The following is a 19,281-nucleotide window of genomic DNA, read 5'->3' as shown; positions in this document are numbered from 1 at the left end:
GAACCACACTTAGCACTCGTCAACATCGGTAAAAGAACACGGACGCGGCTGGAGTAGCCGCGTCCGTGTTCACGAAAAATTCAATTCAGTACATCATTCACACTTTATTTGCTGAAGCTTTCCGCTCGCGCAACAATTCCTCCAACCTGTCCACGTATCCGGCCAGCGTGCGGAAGGTGGCCTGCACCGGCTCGGGCGAGAGCATGTCCACGCCCGCTGCTTTTAGGGCGTCAATGGGATCGAGGCTGCCGCCCGACTTCAGGAATGTCAGGTAACGCTCGCGGGCGATGTCCGGGTCGGCGTCGAACTGGGTCAGAAGTTGGTGGGCCGCGCTGATGCCTGTAGCGTACTGGTAAGCGTAAAAGTTGGCGTACAGGTGGGTGGAAAACTGCGCCCACAGGATGCCGCTTCGGTCACGGTTCATGGTCACGCCCTCGCCGTATCCCTCGGCCAGCAGGTCAGCAGTGAGGGTATTCAGGTCGGGGGCGCTGAGGCTGCCCCCTCCTTCTACGCGGCGGTAGGCTTCCAATTCAAAGGCGGCCAGCGTAGGCATGATGAAAAAGTAGCGGTGAAAGTTGCCCAGCGCTTCTTCGATCAGCGCGACTTCCAAATTCTTATCGCCCGCCGCACGCGCCCGCTTCAGCAAATGCTGGCGCACCATCGCCTGATTGAAATTGCTGGCCACCTCGGCATGAAACAACGTGTAGCGCGGCACGCTGAAGGGATGCTCGCGGGCCGAGAGGAGCGAGTGCATCGAGTGGCCGATTTCGTGGGCCAGCGTGGAATAGCTGGCGAGCGTGCCGTTCCAGGTCATGAAGATGTACGGCTTGACGCGCCCGCCGCCGCTGGAATACGCACCCTGACGTTTGCCGTCGTTCTCGGCGTAGTCCACCCAACGCTCGGTGGTCAGGCCCGCCCGCATCTCGGTCACGTAGTCGGGGCCAAGCGGGGCCATCCCTTCGGCCAGCCACTCCACGGCCTGCGCGTAGTCCACGGGCACGGGCGGCACCAGCGAGGCTTTCACGTCGTATTCGCGGAGTTCGGGCAGATTCAGCCACTCGCGGCGCACCTTCCAGTAGCGGTGCCAGGTCGGGGTGTGGGCACGGTAGGTGTCCAGCAGGGTCGTGACCACCGCTGTAGGAATCTGGTCGGGCGCGAGGGTGGCGGTGATCGCGTCGGGGTAGCGGCGGGCGCGGGCCAGAAACACGTTCTGGCGCACATTGGTGGAGTAAGCCGCAGCCTGAGCATGCTGCACGGCCAGGTGTGCGTCGGCGTAGCCTTCCCACGCCTGGCGGCGCACCTCGCGGTCAGGGTCGGTGGTCAGGCGGTCTACGTTGCCCTGCGTCACGGGCGTGCCACCTGCCGTGCCAAAGCGCAAATCCATGTTCACCAGCGCGGGGTGAATGCCGCGTTCCGAGGCGAAAGGAGCCTGCACCGCGCCCAGCAGTTCCTCGACTTCAGCGCTACGGACATGGGGTTTCTGGCGCAAAATCCGCTCCAGACGGATGCGGAAGGGTTGCAGTTCGGACTGCGCGATCCAGCCTTCCAACTCGGATTCATCCAGCGCCAGCAGTTCGGGGCGGGCAAAAGCCGTGACGCTGCCGTAACGGGCGGCGATTCCACTGGCCCGGTCACGGCGGGCGGCGGCTTCGGCATCACGGCCATCAACGCTGGCGTTCATGCTGGCATAGGAAAAGAAGCGTGTCAGGCGCAGTTCCAGTTCCGATTCGGCCTTCAGGTACGTCAGCAATGCATCTGCACTCTGGCCCAGCGTGCCCGCGTAGGCTCCCAGCGCGTCAATATCGTCGGGCAGCGCGGCGGCGTCGGCTTCCCACGCATCAGGCGTCGCGTACATGGCTTCTATGTCCCACGTCTGGTCGCGGGGCACTTCATGGCGCTTGGGGAGGCTCACAACGGGTTGAATTGTGGTCATGGCGGGAAGGTTAACACGGCGAGGGGGCCAAGTCTGAAGGTCGAGGGTCTAAGGTGCTGGGGCGGGTTCGGTTGCGGGATGCCCCACCAACAGAGAGAGGTGAGCAAGCGTCAGCGATTGCCCTCCTCAGACCCTTCGACCGCCCTTGCCCGTCCCCGGCACTCCACCGCGCCCACTTAACGGAAGTCTCCCGGCTCGCTGACCAACGCTTCCAGCAGGCGGATCGCTTCTTCCATGCGGTGACTCTGAATTCGTGCGGAAGCGCGGGCCTGACGCCATTCGAAGCGCACGCGGGCGAGGCTGAGGGGATCGCCGCCATTGGACTTGAGGTGGACGGCGCGGGTTTCCAGAGCCTCCACGGTCTGGGCCAACTGACGCAGGGCCGTCTGATGCGTGCGGGCGGCGTCCAGGGTGGCGTGAAGTTGCGCCCCGGCTTCAGCTTCGGCCTGAGCCAGAATGCGGCGGGCATCAGCCACGGCGGGGGCCTGGTTGGCCTGTTCTCCAGCTTGCCACTGGGCATAGTTGAGGGTATGGCGGGCGCGAAGCACGTTGGGATGCAGCGGCACACCCAGCGAAAAGCGGGCATTGTCGAGGTTCATATCCAGCATGGTCAGGGGCGTGTCGGCGTCTTCTTCGGCCACCAGCGGCGCAAAGGCGTCCAGGAAGGATGTGGTTTGGATCAGCATCAGGCGGCTGTGGGCCAACTGCGCGGGAGTGGCCTGCTCGCGGCCTTTACCGCCTTCCAGTTCCGACACGCGCAAAAAGAGCAGTTCGGCCTAAGCGCGGGAGGCGGCCACCTGATCGGCCACTTCCACACGGGCATGGTCGGCCCGCAAATTGGTCAGCATGTCCTCTGTTTCCCAGCGGCGTACCTCGGCCTGGGTGGCCTGCACATCCCATTCGGCGGCAGTTTCCAGGGCCGACAGGTCTGGATTAGAGCGGATGGCCCCGAGACTCCGCATGCCAGTTTCGGCGTGAGAGCGGGCCAGCAGCAAGGCCAGATCGTGAGCGCGGCGACCTCAGCGCAGGGCACGCGGCGCACTTTCGGTAAAGGCGGGCGTGACGGTGGGCACGGGAACTGTTTCTGCCAATTGCGCCAGATCCGTCGAGGCCACTTCCAGCCATTTGTCGGCACGGCCCTCGCCCACCTGATCGCGCATGACGCGGTACACGTTTTGCAGCACAGCCACCACATCGCGGGGGCCAAGTGCCCGAACCGCCGTCCAGCCCCGGCGCTGAACCGCGCCCTGAATGGTCATTTCGGCTTCACGCACGCCCATTTCTTGCCCTGCCGTGGCCGCAGCCAGTCTCGGTAGGGGTCGTTGGACGGAGCAGGCACAGGAGGGGGATTGGTCATGGTGATACCTCGGTTGGGGGCTGAGTGGGCTGGGATTGGGAGAATTGGGACTGGTTACGAAGACTGCGGCGTTGGCGCACGCATTCGAACAGCACCAGTGCAGCGGCGGTCGACACGTTCAGGCTATCGGCCCCGCCGGGTGCGGCGTGCATGGGAATGCCGACACTGAGGCTGGAGGAACTGCGGGAAATGCGCCATTCTTCGGGCAGGCCCTCATGTTCGGTGCCCAGCAGCAGGGCCACGCGGCCAGTCAGGGAAGCGTCCCAGTAAGCCTGGGGCGCGTCGGGCGTGCAGGCTACAGTGGTAAAGCCGTGCTGAAGCAGCCACGCCCACGCTCCTTCTTCGGTCAGGACGGCGGTGGGCACACGGAACACGCTGCCCTGAGAGGCCCGGATTACGTTGGGGCCGTAGGGATCTGCGCCGCGCCCCAGCACCAGCACCGCGTGTGCGCCCGCGGCGTCGGCGCTGCGCAGAATCGCGCCCACGTTGCCGGGTTTTTCCAGGCCGTGCAGCACGATCACTGTTGCCTGTTCGGGTGGGTCAGGCAGCCTGGGCACAGGCGTAGGCGCAAGCATCAGCAGGCCGTCTGGGTTTTCACGGCCACTGACCTTTTCGAAGGCGGTGCGCGACAGTTCTACGCGCTCGCCGGGCAGCGTGTGAGCGACAGCCAACGCTTCAGGGCTATACAGCGGCGGACAGGTCACGGTCAGGCTGGGGTGCACGCCGGAAGCCAGCGCCCGTGTGGTTTCTCTGGCTCCCTCAATCACGATTACGCTGTCCAGCTCGCGCTCCCTGCGGGTACGCAGGCGAACCAGCCGCTTGACGAGGGCATTTTGAAGAGAAGTAATTACGTCCGGCGCGGTCATCGGGCCTCATTATGCCCGCCCGGTGGCCTGTGCTAGGGCCTTCCCCTGCTTGCTCGGCAGGGAATGGGTACAGGAGGCAGAGTGGGCCACACAAAACACCGTCCGGATGCTTCTTCCTGCCTGTTGTTGATCAGTGTGTAGATTGTGCGGCCACCCCGCGTTTGGTAATGACCCCTCCCTACTGACCACTTACCGAACGCCCTGCCCCTGCACTACCTTGACGTTATGCCGCTCGCCTATCCGCCGTTCAAGTCTTGCCCGTGTGGGTCGGGCCGCAGCTACGGCGCGTGCTGCGGGCCTGCCCACGACGGCTCCCGGCCCCCCGCCACGCCCGAAGCCCTGATGAGAGCGCGGTATACGGCCTACGCTCTGGGAAATGTGCCGTTTGTGCTGCACACCTGGCACGCCAGCACCCGCCCCAGTCACCTCGATCTGAACGACGGCACGCGCTACATGGGTCTGCGCGTGCATACGGCGGCGGATGAGACGGTGGAGTTCACAGCTTCTCTAAAATTGCCGGGCGGCGAACGCTACAGCCTGCGCGAACGCAGCCGCTTCGAGCAGGTGGGCGGGGCCTGGGTGTACGTGGACGGGAAGGAAGTGGAGGGGTAAAGGCGGGATAGACAATTTATCTTGGCTGACACAGCAGTTGGCGACGCCCACAGGAACTTCTGCCAGAACGCTGGACTAAGCTCAAGCTTGCAACCTTGCTCGCCCGTTCCGCGTACACAGGCATATGACCGACAACCCCTCGCCGGGCAATACGGCGGAGAACGAAGCGACCAGCACGCCCAAAAATTCCCGCCCTTTTCTCAAGATGGGCAATGACGCGCCTGTAGCACGCAAGCCCCCTTCTCGCCGCTTGCTGTGGACGGTCGGCGGTGTGGTGGCGGCTGCTCTGCTGATCGGCCAGAGTTTCAAGGTGATTCCGGCGGGGTATGTCGGCGTGGTCTTTAGTGCCCTCAGCGGCGTGAAACCGGGCGTGATTCAGGAAGGTGTGCATTTTGTGACGCCGTTTGTAGACCGCGTGAACCTGTATGACGCCCGCCTGCAAGAAATTACGTTGGCCCACACCGATGAAGACGGCGGCGAGTCCGGTGCGATTCGGGCACGCAGCAAAGAAGGACTGGACATCACGGCAGACGTGACCGTGCAGTTCCGAATTGACCGCAGCAAGGCCGCTATTTTGCACAAGGAACTGGGGCGCGGCTACGTGCAGACCGTGATCAGCCCGCAAATTCGCTCCAAGGTGCGCGACGCCATCGGGCAATTTAGCGCCGCCGACATCATCAGTACGCAGCGGCAACAGGTCGAAGGCCGGATTACCGACGCCCTGCGCGAGGTGTTTACGAACAACAACCTGCTGCTCGACGCCGTGCTGCTGCGGGAACTCCGAATTCCCGACAGCATTGCCAAAGCCATCGAGTTAAAGCAGGCCGCCGAACAGCAGGTAGCGGTAGAGCGAAATAAGTTGCAACAGGCGGAAATCAGCGCCCAACGTGCGGTGGTGGAAGCCGAAGGCGCGGCCAAGTCTGCCATTGCCAAAGCACGCGGCGACGCCGAGGCCCTGACGCTGCGGGGGCGTGCCCTGCGTGAAAATCCGCTGCTGATTCAGCTCACAGTGGCCGAAAAACTGTCGCCGGGTATTCAGACCGTGATGTTGCCCGCCGACGGCAACTTTTTGCTGGACATGAAGAGTTTGCAGACGGCGGCGAAGACCACCAAACCATGAGCGGCCAAACGCCAAACAGTTAGGATGACACCATGATTGCCGTACTGATTCTGATGGTTATTTTTGGCGGCATTGCCCTGATCAAGTATGTGGAGAGCAGCAACCAGGCGCGGCAGCGGGCGTGGCAACTGGAGGACGCGGCGGCCAAAGCGGGTGGAGCGTTGCCAGCCGCCGCCGCTAAAGCTCTGGCCGCGTTGCCTGCCCCACAACACGCCGCCCCGGTCCCATCACCCGACGCCCCCGAAACGCTGACGCTGCGCCTGCCCGCCGAGGCCAGAGCGCGGGCCTGGGCGCTGCTTTCTACGGTGGCCGACGCCCAGAAAGGCACTGAAAATGCCGATACACGCACGGCCTATCTGCTGCGTCAAACGCGGGAATCGTATTTGCCCGACACCTTGCGGGCCTACCTCGATTTAACAGACGGAGCGCGGCGGGCGCTGGAAGCTCAGGGCCAATCGCCAGAAACACTGCTGACCGAGCAAATTGCGCTGATGGAAGACGGCGTGCAGGAAGCCCTGCGCCACGACCACGCGGCGGCAGACCGCTTGCTGACGCAGGGACGGTTCCTGCGTGAACGCTTTGGCACGGCGGAGGGCGGCTTGAGCTTGGGCAAAGTGCGAGACCTTTGAGATTGCTGGGGCGGGGTCTGAGGGTCGAGGGTCTGAAATTCTAAAAAGGTCAACGGCTTTGGCTGGCGCTCATTCCCCCTTACTCGTTGCAGTTCAGCGACTCCACCGCCCCAGCACCTTAGACCCTCGACCTCTCGGCCCGTCCCCGCAGCAACCTCAACTCTAAAGATTGTACCCGGTTCAGAAGGGCAGGCCAGAGGCGAGAGAGCCGCTAGCCTGCCCTTATCTATGAAACAAAATTGCGGTGAGTCGAAGACGAACCTGACTGGCACAGCTGCGCAGCAGAGCGGAGCGAATGGCAAACAGTACGGGAGGAGTGGCCTGCTCATGCGGGCAAGCCCCATACGGGTGCTGTTCTGCCCAAGACAGCGAGTCCGTTCACGAAGAAGGCTGGCGGCGTTTGCTGAACATCCGATGGGGTTGCGGATGTTCGGGAATCAGAGCAAGTCCGTATGACCCTCACGACTGCATTCCTGGGCCTCGGCGCGATGGGCACGCCGATGGCCGCTCACCTGACGTGGCACGCACAGGCCACAGGCGGACGCTCGTTGGTGTGGAACCGCACGGCGGCGCGGGCCGAGGCGCACGCCCAAGCCTACGGCAGCGAACTTGCCACACCCGACATGCTGGCCGAAGCCGACGTGCTGTTTTCCTGCCTGCCCACCAGTGCCGACCTCGATGAAGTGCTGGCCGCCCTGCCCACCCTGAAACGCGGCGCGGTGTGGGTGGACTGCACCAGCGGACACCCGGACGCGGCCCCCCGTCAGGCGGCGGCATTGGCGGGGCGCGGCGTGGCTTTCCTAGATGCTCCGGTCAGTGGCGGTACGGGCGGCGCAGAGTCGGGCCAACTGACGGTGATGGTGGGCGGCGCGGAAGCTGATCTGGAACGGGTGCGGCCCCTGCTGGACACCTTGGCGGGGCGGGTGATGCGGGTGGGCGATACGGGCGCGGGCTTCGCAGTGAAGGCCATCAACAATGCGCTGCTGGCCGTGACGCTGTGGGCCACCGGGGAAGGGTTGGCCGTGCTGGGGCGCAGCGGCGTCAATCTGGGCGCGGCGCTGGAGGTCATCAATGCCAGCAGTGGGCGCAGCAATGCCAGCCAGAACCTGATTCCGGCGCGGGTGTTGACACGGGAATTTCCGGCCACGTTTGGGTTAGGACTCTTGGCCAAAGACGCAGGCATCGCGCTGGATATGGTGAACAGCACGCACAGCAGCGCCCCCATGCTGGCACAGACGGCGGCCCTGATGCGGGCAGCGGCCAACTTAATCGGCGGCGATGTGGATCACACGGCGGCCCTTCGACTTATAGAGCAGATGAATAAGGTGGTGATCGAATAATGACCGGCCAAGTACAAGTGAAGCAGGCACAATTTGCAGTCGTGACCGATGGTGGGCTGGACGCCTACGTAGAACTGAAGAACAGCGTGCCAATCGCACCATTTAGCGTGAATTTCGGCAGCGTCAGTAGGCGCACGCACGAAATAAGCCGGGAAGCCCTGCTCCGAGAGTTGGCGACCAACCCGGAACATCCGACCAGCAGCCAGCCCACACCGCAGGATTGGGCCGACGCTTACCGGACGGCAGGCACGCCAGAAGTGTTGGCCGTGACCATCAGCGCAGGCCTCAGCGGCAGCCGGAATGCGGCGGAGCAGGCCACGCAAGTCACCGACGGCGTGAAGGTCACGCTGCACGATTCGCGCACGCTCAGCGCGGCACAGGCCTTTCAGGTACATGCTGCCGTGACCGCTGCCGAACGCGGCGAGAGCATGAGCACCGCGCTGGAATGGATGAAAGCCGTAGAACAGGAAACCGAACTGTACTTCACGATCGAGACTTTGGAATACCTGCGGCGCGGCGGGCGAATCGGGCGCGTGCAGGCCACGTTGGGCGGGCTGCTGAACCTGAAGCCAGTCATTACGGTGGACAAGGCCAGCGGCACGTATACCAACCTGGCCCGCGTGCGCTCTTACCGCTCGGCCATAGAAGCGATTGCCACGCAAATTACGGCGCGGTACGGCGAGGGAACGCCCCTGCGTTTGGGCCTGCTGTACGGCAGCGAAAAGGCCGACGCCGACGCCTTGTTGAAGGCAGTTCAGGCCCGGCATCCGGTGGTGTGGTCGGGCGTGGCAGGTGTGAATCCGGTGCTGAACATTCATACCGGGCCCAGGACGGTAGGCATCGCAGCAGCCCCCGGCGCGTGGCCTTGGGAGCGATAAAATCTATTCTCAGACCCTTAGACGCGTTCCCAACGCCCCCAACTCTCAGCCCCGCATGTGGAAATACCGCACGAATTCCCTGAATCCCAGCTTTTCATAGAAGGGAGCCACGCCTGTCCAGTCTATCGCCATGGCCTGTGCGCCCCGAGTCTGAAGGTGGGTCATGGCGGCCACCATCAGGGCGCTTCCTACGCCGCCGCCGCGCAATTCTGGGTCTATCCCGATGGGGCCGAGGCCGCCCACCAGCTCGGTCACTCCCACAGCGCGGCGCAGGGCATCCGGGAAGAAGAAGGACGGCAGGACGGCGGGGTCGGTTTCCAAACCAGTCAGCGCAAACCCGGCCACCTGTGCGCCTTTCATCAAAACGAGGACTTGCGAGGGGTCGTGGGCGGCAACGGCTCCGGCATCATGTGTCCAGCGGGGGCCAAAGACTGACTCGGTAAAGGCCAGCAGCGTGGGCAAAATGCCCTGTTCGGCGGTGGTGGTCAGGCGCATTCCGGCGGGAATCACGGTGCTCGGCAGGCTGGGCCGCAAGTCACAGGCCATATCGACACTCTCGCGGCCAGTCAGGGTAAAGCCGAGAGCCTCAAAAAAGGGAACGCTTGGGGCCGTGGGGCCGGGCAGAAAGTGGCCGCGTTCCTCGCCCAGTGCCAGCACGACAGGGCCGAGGTGTTCGCGGGCTTCCTGCATCAGCGAGCGCCCCAGCCCTTGCCGCCTGAACTCCGGACGAACCAGCAAGAGGCGAATATGCGCGTGAACGTAGGCTTCGGGCGGGCGCAGGGCCAGGGCGGCCAGCAAGGTTCCGTCTGGGTCGCGGCGGTGCAGCAAGTGGGCCGGGTCGCCGAGTCGGTCGGCAAAGCCGCGTGGATGGGGCACGAGTTCGGGCCAGGCGGCGGCCCAGAGCGCGTGCAGTTCGGCGGCGGTCGGTGGAGTCATTTCGGCGCCCCGGCAAAGGGCAAGTGTCCGGTGAGGGAACGCTGGCCGCCCAACCAGCCCAGCAACGCGGTGCGGGCTTCGGGCCGAAATCCAAACGCCACCACCGCCGGAGAATTCACGTCCAGCACGGCATAGGGATTGTACAGAGCCAAATGCAAATCGGGCTCTACGCCCAGCAACGCGGGTTGGCGGTGGCGGGTGGTGGTGGCGAGAATCACGGGCAGGCCAAGGGCGCGAATGGCCGCCCAGTCCAGTTCTTCGGGTGCGTCGTAGGCATGGAGTTGCACTGAATACACCGTGCCCAGTTCACGGGCGAGGGTGCTGGCATCTACGCTGGCTTCGCTGACGTTTTCGCGCACGACACGGCGTTGGGCCACCAGCAGCACGCGGGAGCCGGGGAGAGGTGCAACCGGTGTTTGGTAGGCACTCAGGCCACGCGCCCAGGCTTCGGCAAACAGGGGTGCGTCGGCGACGGGGTCAAAATCAGTGGGTGCGGATGGATAGGCGGCGGCGAGCGCTTGCAGGCGGCGCAGGCTGGCATCCAGTTCGGTGGGATTCAGGGTGGGCAAGGCGGCTTGCATGGCGTTCAGGGTGGCTTCCTGGGCTTCGCGGCGGCCAAGGGCCATGACCAGATCGGCTCCGGCCCGCAGCGCCAGCACCGCCGCTTCTCCGCGTCCGTAGTGAGAATCAATGGCCTGCATTCCCATACTATCTGTCAGAGTTATTCCATCGTAACCCCATTCAGCGCGGAGGAGATCGGTGAGGATCGAGCGCGACAGGGTGGCAGGATGAACAGCGTCAAGGGCGTCGTAGACGATGTGAGCGGTCATGACGGCAGGCGTCACGGGCAACAGGTCGCGGAAGGGCGCAAATTCGGTGGCGTCCAGTTCGGCGCGGCTTTTGGAGACGCGGGGGAGGGCCTTATGGCTGTCCAGATGCGTGTCGCCGTGACCCGGAAAGTGCTTGACGCAGGCGGCCACTCCCCCGGAGGCATGTCCGACCAACGCTGCCCGCCCATGACGGGTCACCAGTGCGGCGTCTGCGCCGTAGGCACGCTCGCCAATCACCGGATTGGCGGGGTTCACGTTTACGTCCAGCACGGGCGCAAAGTTCCAGTTGATGCCCACTGAACGCAGTTGGCGGGCCAACGCCGCGTTCACGTCTTCGGTGAGGGCCGGATCGCCCGCTGCGCCCAAACCCATGGCCGAGGGTGCGAACGGCCAAAAGGTGGGCCGCAAAATCGCGCCGCCTTCATGGTCCAGGGCAATCAGGGCGTCCTCGCCCAGCACGCCGCGCAGGTCGGTACACAGGCGCAGCAGTTGCTCCGGCGACTCTATGTTTTTGCCGAACAAGCACACGCTCTGGACGCCGTGCCGGGTCAGGTGGGCGGTGGTGTCTGCGTCTAGAACGGGGCCGGGGATGTCTACCATCGCCAATGCGCCGTGCAGCGGGCGGGATTTGGATTGTGTGGTCACGGGACGTAGCCTAATACGGATTGCCCCGCCATGCCGCGCAGTTTGGGCTATGGGGCAGGTCTAAGGGTCGAGGGTCTAAGGAAGGGCAAGGGCAAAGACTTGAACATTAGAGTTGAAATCTGCTCAGACCCTTAGACCCTCGACTCTTGGACGCCCTTTTCCTCGACGTCCCACAATCCACCCAGCTTCCGCCGATGCTCTAGCCTGCGGGCCATGACCGAACATGCACCCCATTCTCCGCTGCCCGCCGCCCTGACACGCCTGCACGGGCAACTGGTGGTCAGCGTGCAGGCCGACGACGGCAGTCCACTTAGAGAAGTGGTGCATATCGTGGCGCTGAGCCGGGCAGCGTTATTGGGTGGGGCGGCAGGGTTGCGTCTGCGTTCGGCAGAAGACATCCGGGCAGTGCGGGCCATTACGGGCGTTCCGATTGTCGGGCTAACCAAACAGACGCACCCCGGAACCGGTGTGTATATCACCGCAACGCCGCAGGAAGTGCAGGAGGTAGCCACCGCCGGGGCAGACATCGTGGCCTTCGACGGAACCGATTTGCCGCGCCCTTACAGCGTGGCGGAGTTGGCAGCGGCAGCACACGCGGCAGGCGCTCTGGCGATGGCCGACATCAGCACCTTGGACGAAGCGCGGGCGGCATATGCGGCGGGGGCCGACATCGTGGGCACCACCATGAGCGGCTATACGCCCCACAGCCCGCAGCAGACCGGGCCAGATTTTGCGTTGATGGAGGGGTTGGCGGCAGCGGGCCTCCCCTTTATCGCTGAGGGGCGCATCAATTCGCCGGAGTTGGCGACGCTCGCCTTTCAGACTGGGGCATTGTGCGTGGTGGTGGGCAGCGCGATTACCCGCCCCGACCATGTGACACGCTGGTTTGTGGGGGCCTTGCGCGGAGGCACACCGGACGCATGAGAGCCGGACGCCCATTTCTCAGGTTGCCGTTAGGTTCACACGCTACTCTGAGCGCAATCTCAACATGACCTCAAGGCCAGCCCTCCAAGACCTGTGGGCGTGCCGATCTCAAGGAGTTTTACTATGACCTCAACGTACAAAAAAGCACTGCTGACCGCCGCTCTCATCGCCGCCTCTAGCGCAGGTGCCCAAAAAACCCAACTGGAATTTTGGACGATCAGCCTCGCGCCGCTGTTCAACGACGAAATGAACCGCCTGGTGGCCCAGTTTGAGAAGGAAAACCCCACCGTAGACCTGAAATGGGTGGACGTGCCCAGCAATGCCATCGAGCAAAAGCTGCTGGCTGCCGTGGCTTCGGGCCGCCCGCCTGCCGCCGTGAACCTGAGCAGTGATATGGCTGTAAAACTGGTGCAGCAAGGTGCACTGGAAGCCATGACGCTCACCGACGCACAGAAAAAGAGCTACTTCCCCAGCCCGCTCAGCACCTTTACATTTGAGGGCAAAAACATAGGCGTGCCGTGGTACTGGGCACCCAAAGTCGTGGCCTATAACACCGATATCTTCCGCAAGGCAGGCCTAGACCCAGCCAATCCGCCCCGCACCATTCAAACGCTGATTGCCGCCGCCAAGCAGATTAAAGACAAGACGGGCATGTACGGCTTCATGCCCAACATCAACAACATCAATATGCTGTTCATGTTTCAGGAAGCGGGCCTGCCCATCTTTGACAAGAGCGGAGGCAAGGCTGTGTTCAACAGCCCGGAGCATGTAAAGTTGCTGCAAACCTATGTTGATTTGTACAAAGGTGGCTACATTCCAGAAGACACCATGCGCCGGGGCTTCGTGGCTGCCACTGAACTCTATTCCAGCGGAAAACTGGCGATGTTAATTACGGGGCCACAGTTTATCCTGCGGGTAGAGAACGACAACAAGGCCATCTACAACCTGACCAAAGTTGCGCCCTATCCCATCAATATTGCCGGAAATGTCATTCATACGCCTCTGATGGGCTTTACCCTACCCAAAGGCGTGAAGGACAAAGCGCTCGCGCAAAAGCTGGCACTGTTTCTGACCAACGATGTAAACCAGTTGCAGTTTAGCAAGGTGACGAAAACCACCTTCCCCAGCACCGTGAAGGCCAGCACCGACAAATTCTTTAAACAGGGCGGCACAAATGCCATTGATCAGGGCAAATTGATCAGTAGCACCGAGTTGAAGAAGGCCAAAGATTTGACGTTGGTGTACCCGGATGCCAGCAAACTGAACAAGGTGTTTAAGGACAATGTGGAAGCAGCTATGGCCGGTCAGAAGAGTGCAAAACAGGCGCTCGATGACATTGTAAAGGCGTGGAACGCGAGCCTATAAGGATATGAAGCAGGTGGCAGGGTCGTCTTGATGGCGGCCCTGTTGTCCTGTAGCAACGCCAAGCAGGGCCACTGCGCAGAGCCGCCAAAGGCATCGGATTCAGGTCAGACAACTAGATAAAGGTGATTGAAATGCAACTCCACAACACACTGCTGGGCACAGTCCTGCTGCTCACCGGAGCCGCCCAAGCCGCCCCACTCCAACTCTCCCCCATTCCCGATGCCCGCGCCCTTGCACCGCTGGGAACGCTGGTGCCTGCGCCCAAGCAGGCCAGTTTTTCGGCGGGAATACTGCCGTTGACAGGCTTGGGCGTGCTCGTGGTAGGCACAGCACCCGAACTGGGCTGGGCCATGCGCGACTTGCGGGCCGAGTGGAAAACGCGGCTGGGCGCGGAACTGCCGGATGCAGGCAAGGTGATGGTGACCGTAGGAACGGTGGCCGATGCGGGTCTCGCCGCCAAAGTGAAGGCCGCCGGACTGACGGCAACGGGCGCGGAAGGCTACGCGCTGTGGGTGGAAGTGGGCGGCGCTTATGTGGTCGGTGCAGACGCACGCGGGGCGTACCTGGGGGCGCAAACGCTGAGACAACTGCTGACGCCGGGTGGCCTCAAGTTCGCCCGCATCAGCGATGCACCCGCCCTGTCTCAGCGCGTAGCCATGATCTATCTGGATCAGTACAGCGCGGCTGTCAACGACAAACTGATTCCTATGTTGGCCGCACTGAAATACAACCGCGTGTTGGTCATGAGCAATTACGTGCAGTGGGACACGGCCAAAGCGGGCGGCTTTTCTCATCCCGGCGGAGCGAGTAAGGCGGAAGCGGCGCGGGTGGCGGCGTTGGCCCGCAGTTACGGCCTGGAACCCATTCCGCTGATAGAAACGCTGGGGCACGTGGGCTGGATGTTTCACGGCGGCCAGAACATGGATCTCCGCCAGGACACCGAAAGCCAGAATCCGTGGGCCTACGACACCCTGAACCCGGCCACCTACACGCGGGTCATCCTGCCGATCTTGAAGGAAGCGGTGGACGTGTTCAAGCCCAAAGTCATTCATATTGGGCACGACGAGGTCAGGAACCGTGACCGCTTTCCGGCCCGCGAAAACGGCAAGGCGCTGGGCTTCGAGAAGCTGTTTGTAGACGACGTGCTCAAGCTGCACGGCTTTTTGAGGGAACGGGGTGTAGGCACGATGATCTGGCACGACACCGCGTTCGCCGATTCTGTGATTGGCACGCTGCCCGCCAAATTGCCCAAAGATCTGCAAGTTGCGTACTGGAATTACGCCCCCGGCAACAGCTTTGGCCTCCTGGGGCGCATCAAGGCGCTGGGATTTCCGGTACTGGGTGCGTCGTGGGCCGAGGTGGGCAACGCGGAAGGGTTTGCCAAATCCGCCGCGCAGGTGGGTGCATCGGGCATGATCCAGACGCGCTGGACGGGCTATTTTGGCAACCCCAGCATCTGGGACGGGGCGGCAGAACAGGGCGTGGCGTTTGTGCGGGCGGCCAATTCCTTCTGGAATCCGGCGGCGGGCAGCGTGCCCAATGCGGAGGGCGTTTACCGCGCCAGCTACGGGCCGGAAGCGTACCGTGCCACGCCGGGAATGGTGGTCAATCTGGCCCCGCTGGTCACGCGCTCGCTGACCGACAACGATGAAAAAGGCTGGATTTTGAAGGGTGCAGACATTGACCTGCGGAATCTGAAGACGGGGGTCAACCGCTTCGGCGCGTACAAATTCAATGTGAGCGGCGCGGTCATGCTGAAGGGTTCGCGGCCCGCTGCCAAAGACCTGCCCGAACGGGTGACCGTGGAACTGGGGCGCAAGGCCGACTCCATCGCCTTTCTGCACACCACAGGTTGGCCCGCCGCCACCGCCCGCGAGGTGATCGGGCGCTACGAGGTGCGCTACGCCGATGGCAGCCTGATCAATCAACCGCTGGAATACGGGCGGCACATCCGGGCCTGGACAGACACGCTGACCACCTCCATGATTCCGGCCCCGGCCTGGGCAGGTAAGACCAAAGACGGTCTGGACGTAGCCGTGCCCGTGCTCGATTGGGTCAACCCCAAACCTGACAAGGTGATTTCATCGGTGACGCTGATCAGCGAAGGCAAGAACGCCAACCTGACCTTGATCGGGCTGACGCTGATCGGAGAGGGCAAGTAAAGTTGACGCTCAAGCTGATGGCCGACTACCACTGTTTTCCGCTGTGGAAACCGGACGGAGATAACCTTGACCCGGCCACGCTGGGGGTACCAACTGCGCTGGCAGCGAGGCTGGAAGCTTGGGCCGATACCTTCGATTCCACGCTCAATAGGGCCGATCCCATGTCGCCCTTACCAATGCGGGCCACCTTTTTGGGAGCAGGCGAGAACGAAGACGCCGCTTTCGAGCGCGAAGGCCATGCGCTGTGGTGGGCGTTGCGGGCAGCATTGCCGGGGCAACAAGTGGGCTATTTCAGTACGCTGCTGGGGCGAGTGATAGAGGCTGGCGACGACGAATTGCTGGACAGGTTAGACGATGCCGGAGAGGTCACGGGCGTGCTGTGGCGTTCTGTATCGGACGGCGTGAAAGGCGTGCGGGGCGTCAACGCCTTCTTCCGAAATAGTGCGGGCCAACTGCTGCTTCCGCGCCGTGCGGCACACAAACCGCGCTGGCCGGGGGCGCTGGATTTCAGCGTGGGCGGCTACACGCTGGCGGGCGAATCGTTGGACGAATCCTTTGTCCGTGAAGCCCGCGAGGAACTGAATGTGAATGTGGCCGCCCTGGGATGGCACGTGCTGGGTGATCTCTCGCCGTTTGATACAGGTGTGAGCTGCTTTATGCGGATTTACGAGGTGGATATGAACGACTTGCCCCACCAGAATCCCGACGACTTTAACGGGGCTGACTGGCTGACGCCGGAGCAACTGCTGGAGCGGGCTGCGAAAGGCGAAATGCTGAAGCCCGACCTTCTGAAGGTCATTGACCTTGTGTATGCCAAGCAGTAACACGCTTTAGCTATACGTTTGTAAATATACGGAACATTCGGCGCGGGGTTTTGTGCTGAACTGGCAGCATGGCTTCATCTGATCTGGGCAACAAGGCAATGAGCGTGGCAATTGTGGGCGGCAGCGGGTACGCGGGCGGGGAATTTTTGCGACTGGCGCTGGGGCATCCTCATCTGAACGTGACACAGGTGACGAGCGAGCGCAGTGCGGGGCAGCCGGTGGCGCTGGTGCATCCCAATTTGCGCGGGCGCACCAATCTCAAGTTCCGAAAGGCCGCCGAGCTGGAGGAAGCCGACATTATTGTGCTGGCCCTCCCACACGGCAGCGCAGCGGGCCGCATCGCCGAATTTGAGGGCAAGGGCCGCGTGATCGTAGACCTCAGCGCCGACTTCCGGCTCAAAGACCCCGAAGTGTTCCGGCAAGCCTACGGGGAAGCGCACCCGGCCCCCGACGCCCTGAGCAACTGGGTGTACGGAAATCCTGAACTGCACCGCGAGGAACTCCGCACGGCCACCCGGATCGCCTGCGCGGGTTGCTTCGCCACCTCCGTGATTCTGGCGCTGTACCCGCTGCTGAAGTTGGGCGTGCTGCTTCCCAGAGACATCATTGCCACCGGGCTGGTGGGCAGCAGCGCGGCGGGGGCCAGCAGTTCAGACGCCTCGCACCACCCGGAGCGGGCCGGAAGCCTGCGTGTGTACAAGCCCGTCGGCCACCGCCATACCGCCGAGGTGCAGCAGGAACTCCCCGGCCATTTTCCCATTCACCTGACCGCCATCAGCACGCCCCGTGTGCGCGGCATTCTGTCCACCATTCAGGCGTGGATTCCCGACGGCTACAGCGACCGTGACGTCTGGAGCGCCTACCGCGAGGTGTACGCCGCCGAACCATTTATCCGGATCGTGAAGGTGGCACGCGGCATTCACCGCTACCCCGACCCGATGTTGCTGAACGGCACCAATTACTGCGATCTGGGGTTCGAGATGGATATGGATTCGGGCCGCGTGGTGCTGATGAGTGCCATAGACAATCTGGTGAAGGGCACCGCGGGCCACGCCATCCAGTGCCTCAACATCGCGCATGGGTGGGAAGAAACGACGGGGTTGGAGTTCACGGGATTGCACCCCGCCTAGGCTCCAATCAGTTTGGTTCTGGCTCTGTTTAGTTCTGGCTCAGTCTGGCCCCGGCGCACGCACGATGCTCAGCATGTAACGGCCCAGTGCGTGAATGGCGGCGTAAAACGTATCGAACTCAATCGGTTTGACCACATAACTGGCCGCGTGCGCCTGATAAGACCGCAAAATGTCCTCATCGGCGGCGCTGGTGGTCAGCATGATGGTGGGTATAGTCATCAGATTCGGGTCGCGCTTGATGGCCGACAGTACTTCTAGACCGTTCATACGCGGCATATTGATATCCAGTAAAATCACGTCTGGGCGCGGCACAAGGCGGTATGGCCCTTCTCGGCGCAAGAATTCGAGGGCTTCTACGCCGTCACGGGTAACGTGCAAGTTGTTGGTGACACCAGCTTCGGCAAAGGCTTCCTGGGTCAGGATGATATCGGGTTCGCTGTCCTCGACCAACAGGATTTCGATGGGTGTGCTGGACGTCGGTACTGAAAGTCTGAGGTCGGGCTGAGGGGTCATTTGGGCGTCTCCTGCTTCTAGTCGGGCCAGAGATTCTGACCGTGCCGTCTACTTCTGACCTACAGTGTGCCTGCTGAGTCTGGGTGCAGCATGACGCGGGCTTTATAGTCCAGAAAGCTGGCCTTGACGGACTCTTATAGCCGTGCTTGGGTGATGTTTATGTGTCGCAGCGATCTTAAACGCTAGCCTGAGCGCATGAACCTGTTGCAAGCCTCTTTGGGAGGCAGCGCCGCCTTCCGGGAGCCGGACTACATCCTGGAGAATCTGACCTTTGAGGTTGCGGCGAAGCGTGTGCCGGGGCTGCCCTACACCATCGCAGACGTGCTTCATCACCTCAGCGCCACCATGCGGGCCAGCCTCGATCTGGCGTCGGGACGGGCGGCGGCCTGGCCGGAAGGGTTGGAGGTGTGGCCGAGTACGCCGCCTACCGCCGGACAACTGGCGCACCTGCGGCTAGAAGTTGCCTTGGCGCTGGCCGAAGCCGTGATGTTGGCCGAAGACCCGTCCGAGCGGGCACGCGATATGTTGACCGATCTGGCCGTTCACAATGCCTACCACTGGGGGCAAGTGGCCCTGATGCGGCGCTTGCACGGTGACTGGAGCGGCGAAGACCCGGAGATCGGTGGGGGAATCGGCGGATGAGGTGGGTGGTGGTGGGCAGCCAAAATCCGGCCAAAGTGCGGCCCGTGCAGGAAGTGTTTGGGCAACTGCAACCGCCCGCTGTGGTTATGGGCCAGAACGTGCCTAGCGGCGTGCCCGACCAACCTTTGGGCGAGGAAGAAACGCGGCGGGGAGCAGTGAACCGGGCGTGGGCGGCGGTGAAATTGGCCGAGGCCGAGCAGAGCGCCGACGCCTGGGGCGTGGGCCTGGAAGGCGGAGTGCGGATAGACGCTGACGGCAATGGCTGGCTGTTTGGCATGGTGGCTGTGGCCCACACAGGCAGGCTAGAAACCGTCCGAACGGCAGAAATGCGCCTGCCGCCCCCGGTGCTCGCCCGCGTGCAAGGGGGGGAGGAACTTGGCAGCGTCATGGACGCCCTGCTGGGAACAGTGGACGTAAAGCGCGGCGTGGGCAGCGTGGGCGTGCTGACGGCTGGGCTGACTGACCGGGCCGACGTATGGCGACTGGGCTTGGCGCTGGCGCTGGCATCATTCCTCACTGCAGAGTTGTACGGTTTTGATCAACAGATTCGAGTACCTTCTATGCTTTAGGCTCTG

General features: G+C 62.9%; 20 protein-coding genes. 12 read left to right on the top strand and 8 right to left on the bottom strand.

Annotated elements, in window-relative coordinates:
- Positions 1–97 precede the first annotated feature (97 nt).
- From pepF to M1R55_RS14310, 5 genes are all read right to left on the bottom strand, one after another.
- Positions 98–1,933, bottom strand: coding sequence for an oligoendopeptidase F (pepF, locus tag M1R55_RS14330; RefSeq protein WP_249392408.1), 1,836 nt, complete (start codon positions 1,931–1,933; stop codon positions 98–100).
- A gap of 176 nt (positions 1,934–2,109) precedes the next feature.
- Positions 2,110–2,688: a hypothetical protein gene (locus M1R55_RS14325; protein WP_249392407.1), complete on the bottom strand. Its 579-nt coding sequence runs from the start codon at positions 2,686–2,688 to the stop codon at positions 2,110–2,112.
- 21 nt (positions 2,689–2,709) lie between these two features.
- Positions 2,710–2,928, bottom strand: coding sequence for a hypothetical protein (locus M1R55_RS14320; RefSeq protein ID WP_249392406.1), 219 nt, complete (start codon positions 2,926–2,928; stop codon positions 2,710–2,712).
- Positions 2,929–2,952: 24 nt separating this feature from the next.
- On the bottom strand, positions 2,953–3,213 hold the full coding sequence (locus M1R55_RS14315) for a hypothetical protein (protein WP_249392405.1): 261 nt from the start codon (positions 3,211–3,213) through the stop codon (positions 2,953–2,955).
- Between the two features lie 73 nt (positions 3,214–3,286).
- Positions 3,287–4,156, bottom strand: coding sequence for an RNA methyltransferase (locus M1R55_RS14310; RefSeq protein WP_249392404.1), 870 nt, complete (start codon positions 4,154–4,156; stop codon positions 3,287–3,289).
- Positions 4,157–4,381: 225 nt separating this feature from the next.
- On the opposite strand from M1R55_RS14310, the gene M1R55_RS14305 reads away from it, so the two are divergent.
- From M1R55_RS14305 to M1R55_RS14285, 5 genes are all read left to right on the top strand, one after another.
- Positions 4,382–4,768, top strand: coding sequence for a YchJ family protein (locus tag M1R55_RS14305; protein ID WP_249392403.1), 387 nt, complete (start codon positions 4,382–4,384; stop codon positions 4,766–4,768).
- A 124-nt stretch (positions 4,769–4,892) separates the two neighbouring features.
- Positions 4,893–5,888, top strand: coding sequence for a prohibitin family protein (locus M1R55_RS14300; protein WP_249392402.1), 996 nt, complete (start codon positions 4,893–4,895; stop codon positions 5,886–5,888).
- Between the two features lie 32 nt (positions 5,889–5,920).
- The gene (locus M1R55_RS14295) at positions 5,921–6,517 is read left to right on the top strand and encodes a hypothetical protein (RefSeq protein WP_249392401.1); all 597 of its coding nucleotides are present in this window, start codon (positions 5,921–5,923) and stop codon (positions 6,515–6,517) included.
- Positions 6,518–6,969: 452 nt separating this feature from the next.
- On the top strand, positions 6,970–7,857 hold the full coding sequence (locus M1R55_RS14290; RefSeq protein WP_249392400.1) for an NAD(P)-dependent oxidoreductase: 888 nt from the start codon (positions 6,970–6,972) through the stop codon (positions 7,855–7,857).
- Positions 7,857–8,735: a DegV family protein gene (locus M1R55_RS14285; protein ID WP_249392399.1), complete on the top strand. Its 879-nt coding sequence runs from the start codon at positions 7,857–7,859 to the stop codon at positions 8,733–8,735. The genes M1R55_RS14290 and M1R55_RS14285 overlap by 1 nt, the downstream gene beginning before the upstream one ends.
- A 45-nt stretch (positions 8,736–8,780) precedes the next feature.
- Here M1R55_RS14285 and M1R55_RS14280 read toward each other — a convergent pair whose 3' ends face one another.
- Positions 8,781–9,671, bottom strand: coding sequence for a GNAT family N-acetyltransferase (locus tag M1R55_RS14280; protein ID WP_249392398.1), 891 nt, complete (start codon positions 9,669–9,671; stop codon positions 8,781–8,783).
- On the bottom strand, positions 9,668–11,146 hold the full coding sequence (locus M1R55_RS14275) for a glycoside hydrolase family 3 protein (protein ID WP_371827115.1): 1,479 nt from the start codon (positions 11,144–11,146) through the stop codon (positions 9,668–9,670). Before M1R55_RS14275 ends, M1R55_RS14280 begins: the two co-directional genes overlap by 4 nt.
- 213 nt (positions 11,147–11,359) lie before the next feature.
- On the opposite strand from M1R55_RS14275, the gene M1R55_RS14270 reads away from it, so the two are divergent.
- The 5 genes from M1R55_RS14270 (at position 11,360) to argC (ending at position 17,551) form a co-directional block, all read left to right on the top strand.
- Positions 11,360–12,070, top strand: coding sequence for an N-acetylmannosamine-6-phosphate 2-epimerase (locus M1R55_RS14270; RefSeq protein WP_249392397.1), 711 nt, complete (start codon positions 11,360–11,362; stop codon positions 12,068–12,070).
- Between the two features lie 123 nt (positions 12,071–12,193).
- Complete coding sequence (locus tag M1R55_RS14265; RefSeq protein ID WP_249392396.1) at positions 12,194–13,435, top strand: sugar ABC transporter substrate-binding protein; 1,242 nt, start codon at positions 12,194–12,196, stop codon at positions 13,433–13,435.
- 131 nt (positions 13,436–13,566) lie between these two features.
- On the top strand, positions 13,567–15,597 hold the full coding sequence (locus M1R55_RS14260) for a glycoside hydrolase family 20 zincin-like fold domain-containing protein (protein ID WP_249392395.1): 2,031 nt from the start codon (positions 13,567–13,569) through the stop codon (positions 15,595–15,597).
- 2 nt (positions 15,598–15,599) lie between these two features.
- Positions 15,600–16,421 (top strand): NUDIX hydrolase, encoded by an 822-nt coding sequence (locus tag M1R55_RS14255; protein WP_249392394.1) that lies wholly within the window; start codon positions 15,600–15,602, stop codon positions 16,419–16,421.
- A gap of 68 nt (positions 16,422–16,489) precedes the next feature.
- Entirely contained in the window at positions 16,490–17,551 is a 1,062-nt protein-coding gene (gene argC, locus M1R55_RS14250) for an N-acetyl-gamma-glutamyl-phosphate reductase (protein ID WP_249392393.1), read from the top strand.
- A gap of 39 nt (positions 17,552–17,590) precedes the next feature.
- Here the strand turns inward: argC and M1R55_RS14245 are convergent, their stop codons facing one another.
- A complete protein-coding gene (locus tag M1R55_RS14245; protein ID WP_249392392.1) occupies positions 17,591–18,064 on the bottom strand; it encodes a response regulator in 474 nt (157 codons plus the stop codon).
- Positions 18,065–18,259: 195 nt separating this feature from the next.
- Between M1R55_RS14245 and M1R55_RS14240 the strand changes: the two genes are divergently transcribed.
- Positions 18,260–18,706 (top strand): damage-inducible protein DinB, encoded by a 447-nt coding sequence (locus M1R55_RS14240; protein ID WP_249392391.1) that lies wholly within the window; start codon positions 18,260–18,262, stop codon positions 18,704–18,706.
- A gap of 8 nt (positions 18,707–18,714) precedes the next feature.
- A complete protein-coding gene (locus M1R55_RS14235; RefSeq protein ID WP_249392390.1) occupies positions 18,715–19,275 on the top strand; it encodes a DUF84 family protein in 561 nt (186 codons plus the stop codon).
- The last annotated feature ends 6 nt before the right edge of the window (positions 19,276–19,281 follow it).

Origin of the sequence: Deinococcus sp. QL22 (assembly GCF_023370075.1) — a bacterium.
Taxonomy (GTDB): domain Bacteria; phylum Deinococcota; class Deinococci; order Deinococcales; family Deinococcaceae; genus Deinococcus.
Note: the sequence above shows the minus strand (reverse complement) of the source record. Positions and strands in the feature narration are given on the sequence as shown.